Origin of the sequence: Pseudonocardia sediminis (assembly GCF_004217185.1) — a bacterium.
GTDB classification, from domain to species: domain Bacteria; phylum Actinomycetota; class Actinomycetes; order Mycobacteriales; family Pseudonocardiaceae; genus Pseudonocardia; species Pseudonocardia sediminis.
Genome location: NZ_SHKL01000001.1, coordinates 6,300,884 through 6,318,095, shown reverse-complemented (window position 1 = coordinate 6,318,095; position 17,212 = coordinate 6,300,884). Strand labels below are relative to the sequence as shown.

The following is a 17,212-nucleotide window of genomic DNA, read 5'->3' as shown; positions in this document are numbered from 1 at the left end:
AGCACGGCCTCACTCAAATTCAAGGGTCGCTGCGCGATCGGCTCCGCCGACGGCCTCCGGCCGCCCTTGAGTTCGAGCCTAATGGGGCCCGCCGCACCCGGTCGATCTTGGTTGGCAGGGTCGGTGACCGTAGCCGCCGGTCCGGTGAGCACTCGTCGAGCCTGGGGCCCGTGAGGGATCTCTGCTCTGAGACCGTGCCCCGGCCGGTGGTCGGGAGGACAGAGACCGCTGATGGGATGGCGTGCCCGGCACGACGTGGCGTGAGCACTGATCCATTAGGCCGCCGGCAGTCCTCTCGCGGCTACTCCCGTTGTCGATCGGTGAGAGCGAGGAACATCAACATGCTGTTCGTGGGGGACGACTGGGCCGAGGATCACCACGACGTGGAGATCCAGAATGCCGCTGGCGAGCGGTTGGCCGCTGCCCGGCTGCCGGAAGGTCTAGCCGGTGTCGCTCGGCTGCATGAGCTGGTCGCGGCGCACCTGCCCGAGCCCGATTCCGAGTCGGAGGGTGAGGTACTCGCGCAGGTGTGGGTGGGGATCGAGACCGAGCGTGGCCCGTGGGTGCAGGCGCTGGTGGCGGCGGGGTATCGGGTGTTCGCGATCAATCCCCGCCAGGTCGCCCGCTATCGGGAGCGGCACTCCAACGCCGGTGCGAAGAGCGACGCCGCGGACGCGCGCGCTGGCGGACATGGTCCGCACCGATGGCCATCAGCTGCGCTCGATCGCCGGTGACACGGAGCTCGCGTCCGGGATCAAGGTCTTGTCCCGGGCGCACCAGCGGTTGATCCGTGACCGCACCCGTCAGGTGCTGCGGCTGCGTCAGAGCCTGTTGGAGTACTTCCCGGCGGCGTTGGACGCCTTCGACGACCTGACGCGCGCCGACACCGTGGAGCTGCTGGCCAAGGCGCCCGACCCGGACACCGCGGCCCGGTTGACCCGAGCCCAGATCAGCGCGGCGATGCGTCGGGCCCGGCGGCCCGGGATCGATGCCAAGACGGCCACGATGGCCGCGGCGCTGCGCCGGCCAGGGTTGACTCGCTCTGAGCCGGTCACCGCCGCCTTCGCTGCCGCGACCCGCTCGTTAGCCGCTGTGATCGCTGCACTGAACAGCGAGATCGCCACCCTGCAGCGGCAGCTGAGCGCGGAGTTCGAGCGGCACCCGGCCGCGGCGATCTACCGCAGCCAGCCCGGTCTCGGTCCGATCGTGGCCGCACGGGTGCTGGCCGAGTTCGGGGATGACCCCGACCGTTATGCCAGCGCGCGTTCGCGCAAGAACTACGCGGCGACCAGCCCGATCACCCGCCAGTCCGGGAAGAAGACCTCGGTGCACGCCCGCTACGTGCACAACGAGCGGCTTGTCGACGCCCTCGGGCGTCAGGCCCAGGGCGCGCTGGTCGGCTCGGTCGGGGCGCGGGCCTACTACGACCTGCAACGAGCGCGCGGGCTCGGGCACCGGGCCGCGCTGCGGCAGCTGGCCAACCGGCTGGTCGGGATCCTGCACGGCTGCCTCAAGACCGGGGCGCTCTACGACGAGACCACCGCCTGGGGCCACCGCTCCACCGAACCGACACCACCACCAGCTGCAGCTGACGCTGCCTGAACACAACCACACAGTCCACACAGGATTTATCAGAGCCCGGCGGGTCCGGTGCTGGTCGACGGCCCGGATTCTGCGGGCTCGCCCCTCACGCCTCAAGGGCGCCTTCGGCGTCGCTGACGCGACAGCCCTTCGGGCTGCCCCGGACCCGTGAGCCTCCGCGAGCCCTCCGGGCAGGCCCTAACGGGCAGGCGCAGCCAGCCCGCCCGACGGGCCGAGCCGACGACCAGCACCTACGAGCACCACAACCAACCGATCTTGACGACGGGACGGCCTGGGATGTCTCGGAGGCCATGCGCGCCTGACGGCGTGGTGGCGGGGCAGACGCCGCCACCGAGGGGCCGGGCCGACCGGTCCACCGCCGTCGAACTGGAGGCCAGGATGGACACGATCGCCGAGTACGGCGTCACCGCACGAGACCTGATCGACGTCACCGACCTGGTGTGCCCTGGCTGCTGGGAGCCGGTAGTCGACGCCTCGCCGTCGGGATGGCCTGCCCGGGCCGGGAGTGCACCCGAGTTCTCGCACCCGGACGGATCGGTGCTGTGCCCGGATCAGATCGGCCGGGTGCCGGACCCGGTCGAGGCAGGCGGGCTGAGGTACGGGCTGACGGACGCCGGAGTCGCCGTATCGCCGGACGAGGCCCGGTGGTCGCGATGACCGGTCGTGCAGCCCGCGAGTGGGCGGTGCCCGAGCGGGCAGCAAGGACCGACGAGATCGACCCGCGACTCATGCGGCCGGCGGGACGCACGGACCTCCTGCAGGTCCTGGTCGACCACGACGCGCCGGCCGTGGGCCGGTGCCCGGGGTGCGGCACGCCGGTTCTGCAACGGCGGGACTGCCCCTCGCGGGTGATCGCCCTCTGCCTGCTGGAGAACAAGCCGTTCCCGGTCCGGTTGGCGCACCTGGTCGAGGCCGTCCCCGGTGCACGGGCCGGGCGCGACGCCGCGGCGGACCGCGACGCGGGGCGACAGGCGCAGGACGCGTTACCGGGGCTGTTCGAGGCGCCGGCTCGGCGCCCGGAGACGAGAAGGACGCAGTGAACGGCAGACACATCAACGAGGTGGGACGGCCCGGCGACGGGATCTTGGCGGAACACGACCGCCGGGCCGCTCTCACCGCACATCAGCTGAAGGCAGGCGAGGAGACGATGGTAGGACGTGGGAACGGTTGGCGCGCCCGTGCGGCGTGCCTGTCGGTGGACCCCGAGCTGTTCTTCCCGGCGGCGGAGAACGGCGTCGCACACGCACGACAGGTGGCCCGCGCGAAGCGCGTGTGCGGGCGGTGCCCGGTGCGCGACGAGTGCTTGGCCTGGGCGATCGAGTCCCTGCCGCACGGCATCGCAGGCGGGACGACCGCGGGCGAGCGGCGGGTGGCTCGCACGACCCGCCCCGCACGCTGTGTTTCGGCCTGTCGGGACTCGGCGGGCTTCCACGTGCCCGTCGGAGCGCAGCAGATCCCGTCACGCCGTCGATCCCCGATCGTCGCCGCCGGCAAGGCGGCGCTCGCAGGCGGAGCGCCACGTGCGCAGGTCGCCGTCGAGTTCGGCGTCTCCCGGCGCACGGTCGACCGGTGGGCCGCGGCCGTGCGCTCCGCATCTCTCCCGGGCGGAGGTGCGTGATGGACATCCTGTTCACCGCTACACCTCTCGTCCTCGCCGTGTTCGCGGCCGGCGCGCTGTTTGCGTACTCCCGAGGTGCCCGCGCCCTGGCGTTCGGATTGGGCGCCATAGCGCTGCTTCCAGCAGCGACGATGCTGCAGGCGCTGTCCTGGCCCGCGTTGATCGCGGTCGCCGCTCTCGCGTTGGTGATCGTTTGGCATCGGTGGTCACGGTCCTCGGCGACCGTCTCCCGGTGGGCGTCGCGCAGCCGCCGCAACGTCGGTGTCGCCTCGACCATGGACATCGTCCGGCACGCCGGAACCCTGGCCGTCCGCCGCCGCCGTGGGACGGTGCGCCCGTCGCTGGCCGTACTGGGCCGGTGGCACAGGCTGCGCACGGCGACGACCGAAGGCGCGGTCGAGCTGTGCCGCACGGGCCCGCTGCGGGTGTGGGCGCTGGTCGAGGACGTTGTGATCGTCGTCGGAGGGCCCCGCACCGGCAAGACCGGGTGGCTCGCCGGACGAGTGCTCGACGCGCCGGGTGCCGCGCTGGTCACCTCGACCCGCACCGATCTGCTGGATCTCTGCGCTCCGCTACGAGCGCAGAACCGGGGACCCGTCTTCGTCTTCAACCCGGCCGGGCTGGGGGACCGACCTTCGACGATCACATTCGACCCACTGACCGGCTGCTCGCATCCGGTGACCGCGACCGAGCGCGCGACCGACATGCTCGCCGCCGTCACCTCCGGCAGCGGCGGGGACCGGGAGTTCTGGGACGGGCAGGCCCGCCGTGTCCTCGCCGCCCTCCTGCACGCGGCTGCGCTCGGGAACAAGCGGATGGCCGACGTCCTCGGGTGGGTCGCCGAGCCGGACGTCGCCGGCCGCGAGGTGCCGGCGTTGCTGCGCCGCTCGGGTGTGGCGGCGTTCGAGCAGGACGCGATGCAGTTCGTGACCACCAACGAGCGCACCCGCTCGTCGATCACGTCGTCGGTGATGCCGGCACTGGGCTGGCTGACTCACCCCGCAGCCGCGGCCGCGGCACAGCCGGGGCAGGGCTTCGACGTCGCCCGGCTGCTCGACGAGCGGGCCACCGTCTTCCTGCTCGGCGCGGAGGAGGCCCAGACCGCACCGCTGGTGTGTGCCCTGACCGGGCACATCGCCCGAGAGGCCCGCCGCATCGCCGCTGGCCGTCCCGCGGGGCGACTGGATCCGCCGCTGGGCCTGTTCCTCGACGAGGCCGCCCTCATCTCACCGGTCCCGCTGGAGTCCTGGACCGCTGATATGGGCGGTCGGGGCGTGACGATCCTGTGCGCGTTCCAGTCCCGCGCCCAGCTCCTGGCGCGCTGGGGCGAGCACAAGGCCGCGACGATCCTGAACAACACCGCCGCGGTCATGATCTTCGGCGGCACCCGCGACAGGTCGGATCTGGAGTTCTGGTCGACCCTCGCCGGGGATCGCGACGAGCGGATCACCACGACCGACCTGCACGGCCGGGTGGCGTCCCGCACGGTGCGGCGGGTCCCGGGTCTGGCTCCCGCGCAGATCGCGAACCTGCCTGCGGGGCGGGTGGTGGTGATCCGGCGCGGTATCGCGCCGGTGATCGGGCGGGCGCAGATGGCGTGGAAGCGTCGTGACGTCCGGCGTCGTGCCCGGTTGATGTCGCGGATCGCGGCTGAGACCCGCCGGAGACGGCGCGGCGAGGCGTTCCGCACATGGCGGGACGTCCAGCTCGAACGCGCGCTCACGGTGCTAGCGCGCCGGTGGCCGGACCGGTTTGCCGAGCCGGCCCAGCGGGTGCGGGCGGCGAACGCGATGTTCGCGGAGCTGCGCGCCATCCGGAACGCGCACGACCAGCTCGACGACGGGCGGGCACTTCCGGAGCGACTCGCGCGACCGACAGCTGTCGACGGTGACGGTCCGGACGCCGAGGGCCGGTGGGGGCGATGAGGACTCCTGCGCACCCCGAGCCCGCGGGCTCGGAACCCGTCGACAGCGCCGTGTACTCGGGCCTGGCCCGCGAGGTCAGCGAGCTGAAGCGTCGTCTCGATGCCCTCGACCCGGTCGAGGGACGTGTAGACGAGCTCGGCCGCCTCGTGTCTCAGATGGCTGACACCCTCGCCACGCTGGCCGCGCGGCGGCGCCCGGCCGCGGCGCCCTCGTGGCTTCTCGCCCCCACTGATCCGGAGAAGGTCCGCGCGCTGGTGGAGGAACTGTGCGCGTGGTTGGGCGCGGTGTTCATGCGCTACCCCGACGGCGCGCAGGTCCTGCCCGACTGCTGGCTGTTCCACGCCGACGTCGTCGAGGAACTGCTCTGGCTGATGTACGCGTGGTGCGCCGCCTACCAGGGCGGCGAGGCCTCGGTCAGCGCGGCGGGGGACTGGAACGAACGCCACCGCCCCGGCGTCGTCGCGCGCCTGCGCAGGTCGGTCGGGTCGTGCTCGATCGAAGCCCACCAGACCCGCCCTGGGTGGGGCGCGCCCGCCTGCGCCCCGGTCCCGGTCCCCGGCCTGGACCACGCCACAGCGATCACCGGCTGGTGGGCGACCGCACGCGATCAGACCCCGCCCGAACCAGCGCAGACCGAACGAGCCCCGATCGGAGGTGCTCTCGGATGACCCACCACGACACCAGCGCGCATGGGTGGGGACGGTCGGTGGCGTGGCTGCCCGGTCTCGCCGTCGCCGTGGGCGCCGCGGTGGCGACCGCGCACGGCCTGTTCGAGGTCGCCGTCGCGGCGAAGGTCCCGGCCGGGATCGCGTGGATCTACCCGCTGATCACCGACGGCCTCGCGCTGGTCGCCTACACCGCCACCGCGCGTCTGGCCGGGTCGGCGGCCCGCTACGCCTGGTCGGTCGTGATCGTCTCGGCCGGGCTGTCGGGCCTTGCCCAGGCGAGCTACCTGGCATCCGACGCCGTCGCGGCGGGCGACGGGTTCGCGGTGTCACCGGCGCTGCGGTTCGGGGTCGGAGCGTGGCCCGCGGTGGCCGCCGCGATCGTGGCGCACCTGCTCTACCTCCTCGCCGACGACCACACCGCAGCGTCCGACGAGCCGGGGGTGGCGAGCCGGTCCGGCCCGCCCGTCCCGGCGACCATCGCTGTCCCACGGGACGGTGGGACATCGCCGTCCCGGCCGGACCCCGTGAACACCGGCACGGGCGTCCCACCGGCACTGGACGGCCCGATCATTCGGGCCCTTGCTCAGACCGAGTCCCGACCTCAGCCGCATCCGGTCCCACCGTCGCCGGCCGGACGGGCCGAGACGGCGCAGGACCGCGCCCGCGCCGTCGCTCAGGACCACTGCGACCGCCACGCAGCGCTTCCGACCGTGCGCGAACTCCAAGACCTCGCCGAGGTCGGCCGCGGAACCGCCGCGCGAGCTCTCCAGCAGCTCCGCGAGTACCCGCAGGCCGACCCGACCGCCCTGCACCTCGTCGACGACGAGCCCCACGAAGGACACCGACCATGAACACCAGCAGCAAGCAGACCCGACCGAGCACGAACAAGAGCACCGCGACCGAGCACAACACCAGAACCGACAGCGACTACACCGAACAGCCGAACAAGAGCAGAAGATCAAATGCCTCACACCGAGGCATCACGATCCGAGGGTGCGGGCCGGCCTCCGGCCGGCCACGCCGAACCCCGAGAGCTGTCGATCTTGACGGAACCGGTCGCAAGATCGTTTCGAGGTGGTCGGGGTGCTGAGGATCGCCACCGGCTACAGCCCGGACTACCTGTTGAAGGAGGTCGCGACCGGGCGGGAGAACTACTACACCGGCGCGGTCGCCGAAGGCGAGCCCCCAGGCCGCTGGTGGGGCGCCGGGGCCGAGCAGCTCGGTCTGCGCGGCCTGGTCGAGGCCCAGGACATGCGGGCGCTCTACGAGCGGTTCCTCGATCCCCGGGACGAGGGGTTCCGCGATCCGACACGGTGGGACGAGGTCGGGACGCTGGGACACACGGGACGCAAGTACCTGTCCGAGGACGACCTCTACGCCCAGGCGATGGAACGCGAACCGGACGCGTCCGCTGAACGCCGCGCCGAGCTCCGGACAGAGGCCGGCAAGGCGGCTCGGCACAACGTCGCCTTCCTGGACGCCACGTTCAGTGTTCAGAAGTCGGTGACGCTGCTCCATACCGCGTTCGAGGCCCGCGAGGTCGCCGCCCGCAACGCCGGTGACGAGGAGACCGCCGCGGCGTGGGGCGAGTTCCGCACGGCGGTCGAGGACGCGATCTGGGCGGGCAACAACGCCGCCCTCGGCTATCTGGAGGACAAGGCTGGCTACGCCCGGGTCGGGCACCACGGCGGCTCCGCCGGGCGGTGGGTGGACGCGCACGCGTTCACGGTGGGGTCGTTCTTCCAGCACGACTCCCGCGACCGGGATCCACAGCTGCACGTCCACAACGCGATCCTCAACCGGATCCAGGGTCCGGACGGGGAGTGGCGGACTCTGGACTCACGGGCGATCCACCGCTGGCGCGCCGGCGCCGGAGCGGTCGGGGAGCGCACGACGGAGGAGCGCCTGGCCGCGACCATCGGCACGCTGGTGGCGACGCGCCCGGACGGGAAGTCCCGTGAGGTCGTCGGGGTCTCGCCCGAGGCGATGAGCCTGGTCTCGACGCGGCGGCACGCGGTGACGGCGAAGGCCGCGGAGCTGATCGAGGCGTTCGAGGTCCGCTACGGGCAGGCCCCGAACGGGGCCCAGCGCGACCGCCTGGCCCAGCAGGCCACCCTCGCCACCCGGGCGGCGAAGTCGCACGACGGGGAGACCCGCGAGCAGCTCCTCGACCGCGTCAGCGGCCGACTTCGCGCGGACATCGACGGCGGGCTGGCCGGCATCGCCGACACCGCCCTGGCCGCCCGCCGCGACGGGGTCGAGCCGATGGCGTTCAACCCCCAGGCCGTGATCGAGGTGGCCCTGGAAGATGTCGCGTCCCGCAAGTCCGGCTGGACCCGCTCGGACCTGACCCGCGCGGTCAACGCCGCGCTCCCGGACTACCTGGGCGCCACGGACGGGGCGGACGTCGCCAAGCTGCTGGATCAGCTCACCGACCACGCGCTCGAGTACGCGGTCGCCCTGGAGTCCGAACGGCCCGCGGCCGGGCTGCTGCCCGACGAGCTGCGGTTGGCGAACGGCCAGTCGGCGTACCTGGCTCCGGGGGGTCGGGTCTACTGCACGCCCGAGCAGGTCCGCTCGGAGCGGATCCTGCTCGCCGCCACGACCGCCCGCGACGGCGTCGCGCTGACCGCTCAGAACGCCGACCGGTTCCTGCAGACCTTGCGTGGGGAGGGGATCGAGCTCGGCGTGGACCAGGCCGCCGCGGTGCGCGGGATTCTCACCTCCGGCGCCCGCGTCGAGACCTTGGTCGGGCCGGCCGGGACCGGGAAGTCCTTCGTTGTCGGCAACCTCGCCCGCGCCTGGGCCGACCCCGCACTCCGCCGCCACGGCAGCGACACCGAACCGGACCGGACCGCGGCCGGTCGGGTGTTCGGGTTGGCGACCAGCCAGCAGGCGACGGAGGTACTCACCGGCGAGGGGCTGACCGCGTCCAACATCACCCGCTGGCTCGGCGCCCAGGACCGGCTCGCCGCCGCACCGTCCGAGCGCCGCACGGTCGACGGGGACGAGGCGTGGCGGCTCCGGGAGGGGGACCTGGTTGTGATCGACGAGTCCGGGATGACCGACACCGCCGCGCTGGCCGCGATCCACGCCCACGCCGACGCCGCGGGAGCGAAGCTTCTGCTCGTCGGTGACCACCGCCAGCTCGCCGCGGTCGGCGCCGGCGGCGGCATGGACCTCCTCGCAGCCGCCGGGTCGCGCTACGAACTGGCCGAGGCCCGCCGATTCACCGCCGAGTGGGAACGCGACGCCACCCTGCGCCTACGTGCGGGGGACCAGAGCGTCCTGCGCGAGTACCACCAGCAGGGCCGCCTCCTCGACTCCGGCACCCGCGACCAGGCGGAGAACTCCGCCGCGCAGGCGTGGCTGGCCGACACCCTCGCCGGGCACCGCTCCCTGCTGCTGGTCGACTCCAACGAGGAGGCCGCCCGAATCTCCAGCGAGATCCGCACCGAGCTGGTCCGCCTCGGCCGGGTCGAGGAGGCGGGCGTGCTGTTGGGGTTGCAGGGCACGGTCGCCGGGGTCGGTGACCTGGTTGAGGCCCGCTCGAACGCCTGGAATCTGGCCGGGGTCGAGGGCAACCGGCGCGGCCCGCTGAACCGGGACCTCTACCGGGTCACCGCCGTCCGCGACGACGGTGCCCTGGAGGTCACCACCGACACCCACGGCGCCGGCGCCGGATCCCGCCTCGTCCTGCCGAGTTCGTACGTCGCGCAGCATCTGGCGCTGGGTTACGCAGGCACCACCTACGCCGGGCAGGGCGCCACCGTCGACACCACCCACACCGTCGTCACGCCCACCACCCGCGCCAGCTCCCTCTACGTCGGGATGTCTCGCGGCCGCGACGGCAACACCGCCCACGTCACCACCCGCACCGCCCCGGAGGACCTGGCCGACGGCACCGCAAAACGGCACGAGCTGCGCCGCGACCCCGTCGCTGTCGTCGCCGGGATCCTCGACACCGGCGAGTCCGCCCTGCAGAGATCCGCGATCGCCATCGCCACCGAGTCCGCCGATGAGTCCGCGAGCGCCCGAACCGCGGCCGAGCTGCTCGCCGACGCCGCCCAGCTCGCCGCGACCGAACGCACCGCCGCATCGCTGGACCGGCTCGTCGACGACGGCGCCCTCACCGGCGAGCAGCGGGCCAGCATCGCCGCCGAGGACGGCACCGCAGCCCTCACCCGCGTCCTGCGCCGCGCCGAACTCGCCGGCCACGACCCACACGCCGTGCTCACCGAGGCCGTCGAACGTGGCCCGCTGACCGGGGCGCGCAACGTAAGCAACGTCGTCTACTCCCGCATCCGCGACGTCCACCACCTCGACCCCACCGGCGAACGCTGGGCCGACTGGATCCCCCACACCGACAACCCCGAATGGAACAACTACCTGCATCGGCTTGCCGACGCCGCGGATGAACGAGCCCTCGACCTCGGCGCCGCCGCGGCCGAGGACCCGCCGCGCTGGGCGATCGAAGCGTTCGGCGAGGTCCCAGCGGACCTGCGAGGGCTGCAGCGCTGGCGAGACGAGGTCGGACGGGTCGCCGCCTACCGCGAGGTCCGCGGCCACGACGACCAGGCTGACGCCCTCGGACCGGCACCGAAGTCGGGCCAGGTCGAGGAGTTCGCCGCGCATCGCGCCGCCTGGCGTGCGCTCGGCCGACCGGAGATCGACCGCGAATACCTGGAGCTGTCCAACGGGCAGCTCCGCATGCGGGTCCGGGCCTACGAGCGCGAGCTCGCCGCCGCGCCCCGCTACGTCGGCAACGAACTCGCCGGCACTCGACAAGCAGCCGCTTCCCGACGTCAGGAAGCAGCATTTAACCGAGCGGGCATCGACACCGCGACCGACACGGCCGAACGCGAACGCCTTGACGAACTCGCTACCGGAGACGAAGCGCTGGCCGTGGCCCTCGACCAGCGTGCCGAACAACTTCAGGATATCGATGATGCTCGTGGGACGTGGCTCGCCCACACTGCCCAGACCCGCGTCCAGGCCGAGCTATCCAAGGCCGAACTATCTGCCCGCGACGCCGACGACGACCCGGAAGGCCGAGTCACTGCTGCAGAGTGGAAGGCCGCCCACGACGCGGCGATCGCCGAGGACGAGCGCCACCGGGAAGTGACGGAGGACGACGTCCGCGAGGACGTTCCGGTCGACGTAAAACGAGCCCGTCTGGCCGCAGGCCGTGATGATGTCGACCAGACCGGAGAGAGCCGGTGGACAGATCTGCGTGAGGTCGCTGACATACGGCCCGCGCCGGTCCTGGAGGACGCAGTTCGGGTCCCCGAGGCCGCGGAGACCACCGACCACCTTGAGCACGCCGGTCGCGTCCTCGATGAGATTCGCTACCGAGAGACGGCACAGGAGGACGACGCCGAGGCGGCACGTGCTGCCGAGACTTCACGCTGGCACGCCGAACAACAACACACCCCTGCCGACAACGACGCCTTGGTGTTCGATGACACGTCCGGTGAATCAGGTCGGGGCGACGACAGTTGAGCAGGAAGCTGGCTGGCGGCGGTTCACCCCGCTGCCGGCCGCGCTTCTAGCGCTATTGGGGGCGGGCCCTGGTGACGCCAGGCCCAGCGCAGCGTCGCCCGTACACCGTCGCCCCAACCCGGCTGCAATTCTGCACGTCGCGGCTGTGTCTCTTCGAACCGCTCCGCCGCGAGGTACTCCGCCTCGATTAGCTCCTCGAACGCTGAGGCTCGGGACTGCGTCGCCGGCGCCTCCGCGGGATGAGGCCGGCCCCACGGTGGTCGATAGACGTCGCAGGCCAACCACTCACAGGTCGCCACCACCGCGGTGGCGTACCAGTCCCAAACGCCGCGCTTGGACTGATCAGCTACATGCCGCTCGGCGGCTGCCCATACCGCTGCGAAGTCATCCCGCGATACCCGCAGATTCCCCGCCGGGATACGCGTGACCCGCTCGGCTGTGACCGCCATGAGTCCCAGAGTGGCAGGCGGTACCGACAATCAACTACCGGTGACGCCCGTTCGGACGCTTCGATAGGAGGCAGCGGTGGTCTTGCGTTCCGGCGTGCGAGATAGCGCGCGACGCGAGCTACCGCGTGCTCGACCGGCGCCGTCGAACTGACCTGGGCGATCCTTGACGCGCTTCATTTCTATGTGGACTGAGGTCGCTCAGATGATCGATGTTGGCGCGGGCAGGTCGAGCTGGCTGTGGAAGGCAACGCTCACAGCGCGGAACTGCTCATCTGCGCTGGTGGTGTCGTGAAGGTGCAGGGTTTGGTGTTCAGTGACCTCGATGACGGCCGGATGGGTGTCGACGGTCCCTGTGTAGGTGCCGGGTGGCGGGAGAGAGGTGTTGGGAGCGACGGTGAGAACCCCGCAGTGCAGGTATCCGTCGACGCGGTGGGGGCGGCCCAGGGTCCGGGTTGCCTCTGGCAGGTCACCCGTACGTACGCAGCGCCGGGTGTAGGTCGACGAGCAGGTGGTGGTGTCGACGGCCTCGAGCAGACCGACGCCGGCGGTTGTGAAGCCGTACCGCTCGCCGAGATCTCGGAGGGTGTCGAGGTTACCGGCACCACGCGCGCCGAAGGTGAAGTTGGCGCCGACGACGACTGCCTCGGCGTGCAGGGTCTGGCTGAGGATGCGTTCGGCAAAATTGTGCGCGCTCAGCGCTGCGAGCGCAGGGGTGAAGCGGAGTACGCATATCGCGTCGATGCCGAGTTCAGCCACGAGTTCGGCGCGTCGTTCGATGGTGCTCAGGGCGGCGGTGTCGCGGTCGATTCCCAGGACGCGAGCCGGGTGCGGGTCGAAGGTCATCAGGACGGTCGGCAGGTCGCGTTCGCGGCCGATCGAGACCGCGCGGTCGATGAGGTGGCGGTGACCGCGGTGGACGCCGTCGAAGACACCGATGGTGACCACGCAGGGTCCGTGCCCTGGTGGCACCTCGTCGAGGTCGCGCCAGAGCGGCGGGGTCCGTCGCCGCGGCAATGCAGCCGGCCAGGCTGTGGAGTCGTCGCGGGGGAGGTTCCCGATCATGGACGGGCTCCTTGTTTCCTCGAGGTGCGTCGCCGCCGATGTGTGACCTTGAGGCCTTCGGGGCGGTGGAGTTCGGCGGCAAGGGGCGGCCGGCGGTGTCGTTGGCCCCGGCGCTGTTCGTCGAGATCGGACCGGTCCGGACCCACGCAACACGGCGTGGGCCCGGACCGAAACCGGTCGGTGTGTCGTCAGGCGGGTTCGAGCACGAAGTCGTAATCGACTGCGGTGGTGCCGTCGCCTTGGTCGGCGGGGTTGAGCACCAGCTCGGGCTTGGTCGCGTCGGCGACGTCGCTGTCGAGCCACTGTCCACCCTTGAAGTAGAGCTGGGTGGTGATGGTGCGGTGACCGGGGGCCGACACCAGCAGGTGCAGGTGTGCCGGTCGCCAGGGGTGCCAGTCGGCTGCGGTGATCAGCTTCCCGGTGGGGCCGTCGGTCGGGACCTGGTAGGGCGCGGGCTGGATCGTGTGGATCTCGAACCGGCCCTCGGCGTCGGTGACGACGAGGCCGCGCAGGTTCCCGTCGGGCAGGTGCGGAGCGAACCCGGAGTAGTACCCCTGTTCGTCGGCCTGCCAGACGTCGAGCTCGGCGTGGGCTAGTGGACGGCCGTCGGTGTCACGGACGTGTCCGGTGAACACCAGCGGGACGCCCTTCTCGTCCGGGCGTTGCGGGAGCGTGGCCGGGGTCGCGAGCCTGGCCTGGCCTGGCAGGTAGTACGGCCCGAGGATCGTGCCCTTGGTGCCGTCCTGGGTGCGGGCGGCGACCTCCTCGACGGCATGCTCGACGAAGACGTCGAGGAACAGCGGCCATTCGCCGCCCTCGCCGACTTCGATCAGCCATTGCTTCGCGGCCTGGAACTCGGGGTAGGTCACCGACTCGTCGCGTACGACGTCGTGAATACCGGCGAGCAGCTTGGACACGATGGCGCTGACCCGGGCGGGGTCGGTGCCGGCTCCGCTGTGCAGGGTGCTGGCGCGGAACGCTTCGGTGGCCGAGCTGCCCGAGCCCGCGGCGGTGGGTGACTCCTGTGTGGTGGTCATCAGATGGCTCCCTTCTGAGTCCTCCGTGACGTGGTGGGTCGGGTTAGTGCGAGCCGTTCCCGTTGCGCTGGGCGTTGAGCAGGCCGACGACCTGGGTGTCGCCGGGGTTGATGAGGTCCGGGACGGTCCAGCCGTTGAGGTCGTACTCGGACATGCACGTCTCGGCGAAGCCCTTCATCGCCGCGGCGGTGCCGGACTGCTCGGCGGCGAAGAGCAGCTCCGCGCGCACGCCCTCGTGGTTGCCGGAGTAGTTGCGCTCGTAGAGCTCGTGGCGGCCGCCGAACTCGGAGCCGATCGAGTCCCAGATCAGCTTCATCAGCTTGACCCGGTCCACGGCGTCGTAGCCGTTGGAGCCACGCACGTACTTGTCCAGGTAGGGCCGCACCTCGGGGGAGAGGAAGTCCGCGGAGTGGCTGGGCAGGTAGATCAGGGACGCGCCGAGGTCCTGCATGATGATCTCGCGGACGCGCGGGTAGCCGATGGTCATAAACCAGCGGTAGGCCAGCCCGTAGTCGAGGTTGGGCAGCTTGGCGCCGTTGACCCACTCGTTCGGGCTGGCGCACATCGCGTCGGACAGGCCCCAGAACATGTTGCGCCAGGCGATGACCTCACCGACGCGGGTCTGCACGCCGCGGAAGTCCTTGCTGCCGGTGACCTCGAGGCCCTTCATCAGCAGCCCGGCGATGAAGTCGAGCTTGACCGCCAGGCGGGTGACCCCGTGGAAGGTGAAGCGGTGCAGGAACCCGGAGCCGGGGAAGAACGTCGAGGCCTTCTCGGCGTCGCCGTAGATGAACACGTTCTCCCACGGGATCAGGACCTTGTCGAGAACGAAGATGGTGTCGTTCTCGTCCATCCGCGAGGACAGCGGGTAGTCGAAGGGGCTGCCCATGGTGTTGGCCTGCTGGGCATACGAGGGCCGGCAGATCAGCTTCATGCCCGGTGCGCCCATGGGCACGGTGCAGACCAGCGAGTACTCGCGCTTTTTGATCGGCAGGCCGTAGTGGGCGAGGAAGTTGTAATGGGTGATCGCCGAGCCGGTGGCGACGACCTTCGCGCCGGAGACGACGACGCCGTTCTCGTTCTCCTCCTCGACGTGCATGAACACGTCGGAGACCTCGTCGGGGTCGCGGTGCCGGTCGACCGGCGGGTTGATGATCGCGTGGTTCCAGTAGAGGACCTTCTCCTGCGACTCCTGATACCAGCGTCGGGCATTGCCCGCGTAGGGGTCGTAGAACTCGGAGTTGGCGCCCAGGGTGCCGAGGAACGCGGCCTTGTAGTCGGGGCTGCGGCCCATGAAGCCGTAGGTCATCCGAGCCCACTCGGCGATCGCGTCCCGGTCCTTCTTGAGGTCCTCGACCGAGTGCGGGGTCCGGAAGAACGGGTGGGTAACGCCGGAGCTACCGGTGTCGGTGGGGGTGGTCAGCACGTCGGCCTTGGCCGGGTCGTGCAGCGAGTCGTAGAGGCGGGCGGTCATCCGCACCGCGTTGCGGAACGCGGGGTGGGTGGTGACGTCGCCGACCTTCTCCCCGTAGAGGAACACATCCCGCCCGTCGCGCAGGCTCTCGATGTACTCGTCGCCGGTCATCGGCCGCGTCGCACGGCCGTCCTCGGCGAGTGGGGTGGAGACGGAATCCTGCTGCAGGGTCATCGCTGACTCCTCATCGTGGGTTTTTCGGTCAGAGCCCGTAGAACACGGGCGCTGTTGACCGGTGGCCGCGACGACCACTGGTGTGGCGGCGCGGGGTTTGGGCCGGTCAGGACGTGCTGGCGGCGGAGAACCAGGACATGCCACCCGGCCCGTCGGCCGAGTCGTCCCAGAGCAGTGGGTCGTGATCGCCACCCAGGTGATGGAACTTCCCGGTGTGGAACAGCAGCGGTGCGCCGTCGTAGATCCGGAACTCCTGGACCTCACCCAGGTAGAGCACGTGGTCCCCGCCGTCGTAGTGCTGCCAGGGCGTGCACGAGATGTGGGCGAGCGCGCCACCCAGACGCGGGGCACCGCAGTCGCTGTCAGCGTCCCAGACCACGTCCTGGTTGGGTTTGCCCGCGAAATGCATGGCCAGGTCCTTCTGGGCGGCCTCGAGCACGTTGACCGTGAACGGGCGCGACTCGACCAGCGAGCACACCTTCGACCGCCGGTCCAACGACACCAGCACCAACGGCGGGTCCAGCGACACCGCCGTGAACGCATTGACCGTCGCACCGTGCGGCAGCCCGTCGTCACCCCGGCAGGTGATCACCGTGACCCCCGTCGCGAAGTGGCCCAGGCACTGCCTCAACTCGCGTGGATCGATCGCCATCGATCGTCACCTCCTGATGTACGCTATGCGTACGTCGTGACCGCTATCCGGTCATGCTTAGGAGCGTGTCGCAGAGCACATGGCGCGGTCAAGGTTCCGTCCCGCATGAAGGGAAACCTGCGAGACGCGTTACAGGCGGATTGTGGAGGTCTGGCGTCATAATGAACTCGATGATCATCAGCGAGGGCGACCGGCTGCAGAGCGTCGAGCGAGCGATCTCGGTTCTGCTCGCCTTTGACGCGGCGCGCCCGACCGCAACCATGGCCGAACTCGCCGAGGCCACGAATCTGGCTCGTCCGACGGTGCGGCGGATCCTGCTGACCCTGCACGGACTCGGATACGTCGAGAATTCTGGGAGTCGCTGGCGTCTCACGCCGCGGGTGCTCAGCATCGGCCAGCACTACTCGGCGTCGAACTCGATCATCGAGGTCGCCCAACCGCACCTGCTGCGGCTGGCCGAACAGACCGAGGAGTCCGCGTCCCTGGCCGCGCTCGACGGAGCCGACGCCGTCTACATCGCCCGGGTACCGGTCCGGCGAATCATGACGATCAACATCTCGATCGGGACCCGAGTGCCCGCGCACGCCACATCAATGGGCCGGGTCCTGCTCGCCTGGGCCCCGTCCGAGCTGATCGCGCAGGTGATCGAGGAAACCGGCCTACCGGCCTACACCCGCCACACGGTGACCGACCCGTCCATCTTCCGCGGCGCCTTGCGCACGGTGAAGGACCAAGGCTGGTCGGTGGTATCCGAAGAGCTCGAAGCAGGACTCATCTCCATCGCCGCACCGGTGCGAGATCAGAACGGCACCGTCATCGCCGCGCTGGCGTCTTCCACGTCAACCGGGCGGTCCAGTGCCGCCAAACTCGTCTCCGATGTCGCCCCCCTCCTCGTGGCCACGGCGGAAAAGATCAGCGAGGACCTCGGCCACCACGTCCCGGCAGCGGCTCGCAGCCTGCGGGCGAACGCCCACGAGGGCTTCTTCTAAGAGGGCTTCTTCTAAGAGAATCAGAGGGTCAGGACATCGGCGGTCCGAGGTTGAGCCTTG

General features: G+C 70.9%; 12 protein-coding genes and 1 pseudogene. 9 read left to right on the top strand and 4 right to left on the bottom strand.

Annotated features, from left to right (window positions below):
• The first annotated feature begins 341 nt into the window (after positions 1-341).
• From EV383_RS29605 to mobF, 8 genes and pseudogenes are all read left to right on the top strand, one after another.
• Positions 342-1,602: pseudogene (locus EV383_RS29605) on the top strand (IS110 family RNA-guided transposase).
• 378 nt (positions 1,603-1,980) lie between these two features.
• On the top strand, positions 1,981-2,259 hold the full coding sequence (locus EV383_RS29600; protein WP_130293324.1) for a hypothetical protein: 279 nt from the start codon (positions 1,981-1,983) through the stop codon (positions 2,257-2,259).
• Positions 2,256-2,642, top strand: coding sequence for a hypothetical protein (locus EV383_RS29595; RefSeq protein ID WP_130293322.1), 387 nt, complete (start codon positions 2,256-2,258; stop codon positions 2,640-2,642). Before EV383_RS29600 ends, EV383_RS29595 begins: the two co-directional genes overlap by 4 nt.
• A 107-nt stretch (positions 2,643-2,749) precedes the next feature.
• Complete coding sequence (locus EV383_RS33230; RefSeq protein WP_130293320.1) at positions 2,750-3,220, top strand: WhiB family transcriptional regulator; 471 nt, start codon at positions 2,750-2,752, stop codon at positions 3,218-3,220.
• Positions 3,220-5,145 carry a type IV secretory system conjugative DNA transfer family protein gene (locus EV383_RS29585; RefSeq protein ID WP_130293318.1) on the top strand — a complete coding sequence of 642 codons (1,926 nt, stop codon included), beginning with the start codon at positions 3,220-3,222 and terminating at the stop codon, positions 5,143-5,145. The genes EV383_RS33230 and EV383_RS29585 overlap by 1 nt, the downstream gene beginning before the upstream one ends.
• On the top strand, positions 5,142-5,813 hold the full coding sequence (locus tag EV383_RS29580) for a hypothetical protein (protein ID WP_130293316.1): 672 nt from the start codon (positions 5,142-5,144) through the stop codon (positions 5,811-5,813). Before EV383_RS29585 ends, EV383_RS29580 begins: the two co-directional genes overlap by 4 nt.
• Complete coding sequence (locus EV383_RS29575) at positions 5,810-6,664, top strand: hypothetical protein (RefSeq protein WP_130293314.1); 855 nt, start codon at positions 5,810-5,812, stop codon at positions 6,662-6,664. The genes EV383_RS29580 and EV383_RS29575 overlap by 4 nt, the downstream gene beginning before the upstream one ends.
• A gap of 232 nt (positions 6,665-6,896) precedes the next feature.
• Positions 6,897-11,315: a MobF family relaxase gene (gene mobF / locus EV383_RS29570; protein WP_242623363.1), complete on the top strand. Its 4,419-nt coding sequence runs from the start codon at positions 6,897-6,899 to the stop codon at positions 11,313-11,315.
• Positions 11,316-11,962: 647 nt separating this feature from the next.
• Here mobF and EV383_RS29565 read toward each other — a convergent pair.
• The 4 genes from EV383_RS29565 to EV383_RS29550 form a co-directional block, all read right to left on the bottom strand.
• Entirely contained in the window at positions 11,963-12,709 is a 747-nt protein-coding gene (locus EV383_RS29565; RefSeq protein ID WP_242623362.1) for a cytidyltransferase, read from the bottom strand.
• Between the two features lie 305 nt (positions 12,710-13,014).
• On the bottom strand, positions 13,015-13,863 hold the full coding sequence (gene catA / locus EV383_RS29560) for a catechol 1,2-dioxygenase (RefSeq protein ID WP_130293308.1): 849 nt from the start codon (positions 13,861-13,863) through the stop codon (positions 13,015-13,017).
• Between the two features lie 43 nt (positions 13,864-13,906).
• Positions 13,907-15,511, bottom strand: coding sequence for a 4-hydroxyphenylacetate 3-hydroxylase family protein (locus EV383_RS29555; protein WP_130293306.1), 1,605 nt, complete (start codon positions 15,509-15,511; stop codon positions 13,907-13,909).
• Between the two features lie 106 nt (positions 15,512-15,617).
• Positions 15,618-16,163 (bottom strand): flavin reductase family protein, encoded by a 546-nt coding sequence (locus EV383_RS29550; RefSeq protein WP_130293304.1) that lies wholly within the window; start codon positions 16,161-16,163, stop codon positions 15,618-15,620.
• 170 nt (positions 16,164-16,333) lie between these two features.
• Between EV383_RS29550 and EV383_RS29545 the strand changes: the two genes are divergently transcribed.
• Positions 16,334-17,152, top strand: coding sequence for an IclR family transcriptional regulator domain-containing protein (locus EV383_RS29545; protein ID WP_130293302.1), 819 nt, complete (start codon positions 16,334-16,336; stop codon positions 17,150-17,152).
• Positions 17,153-17,212: the final 60 nt, after the last annotated feature.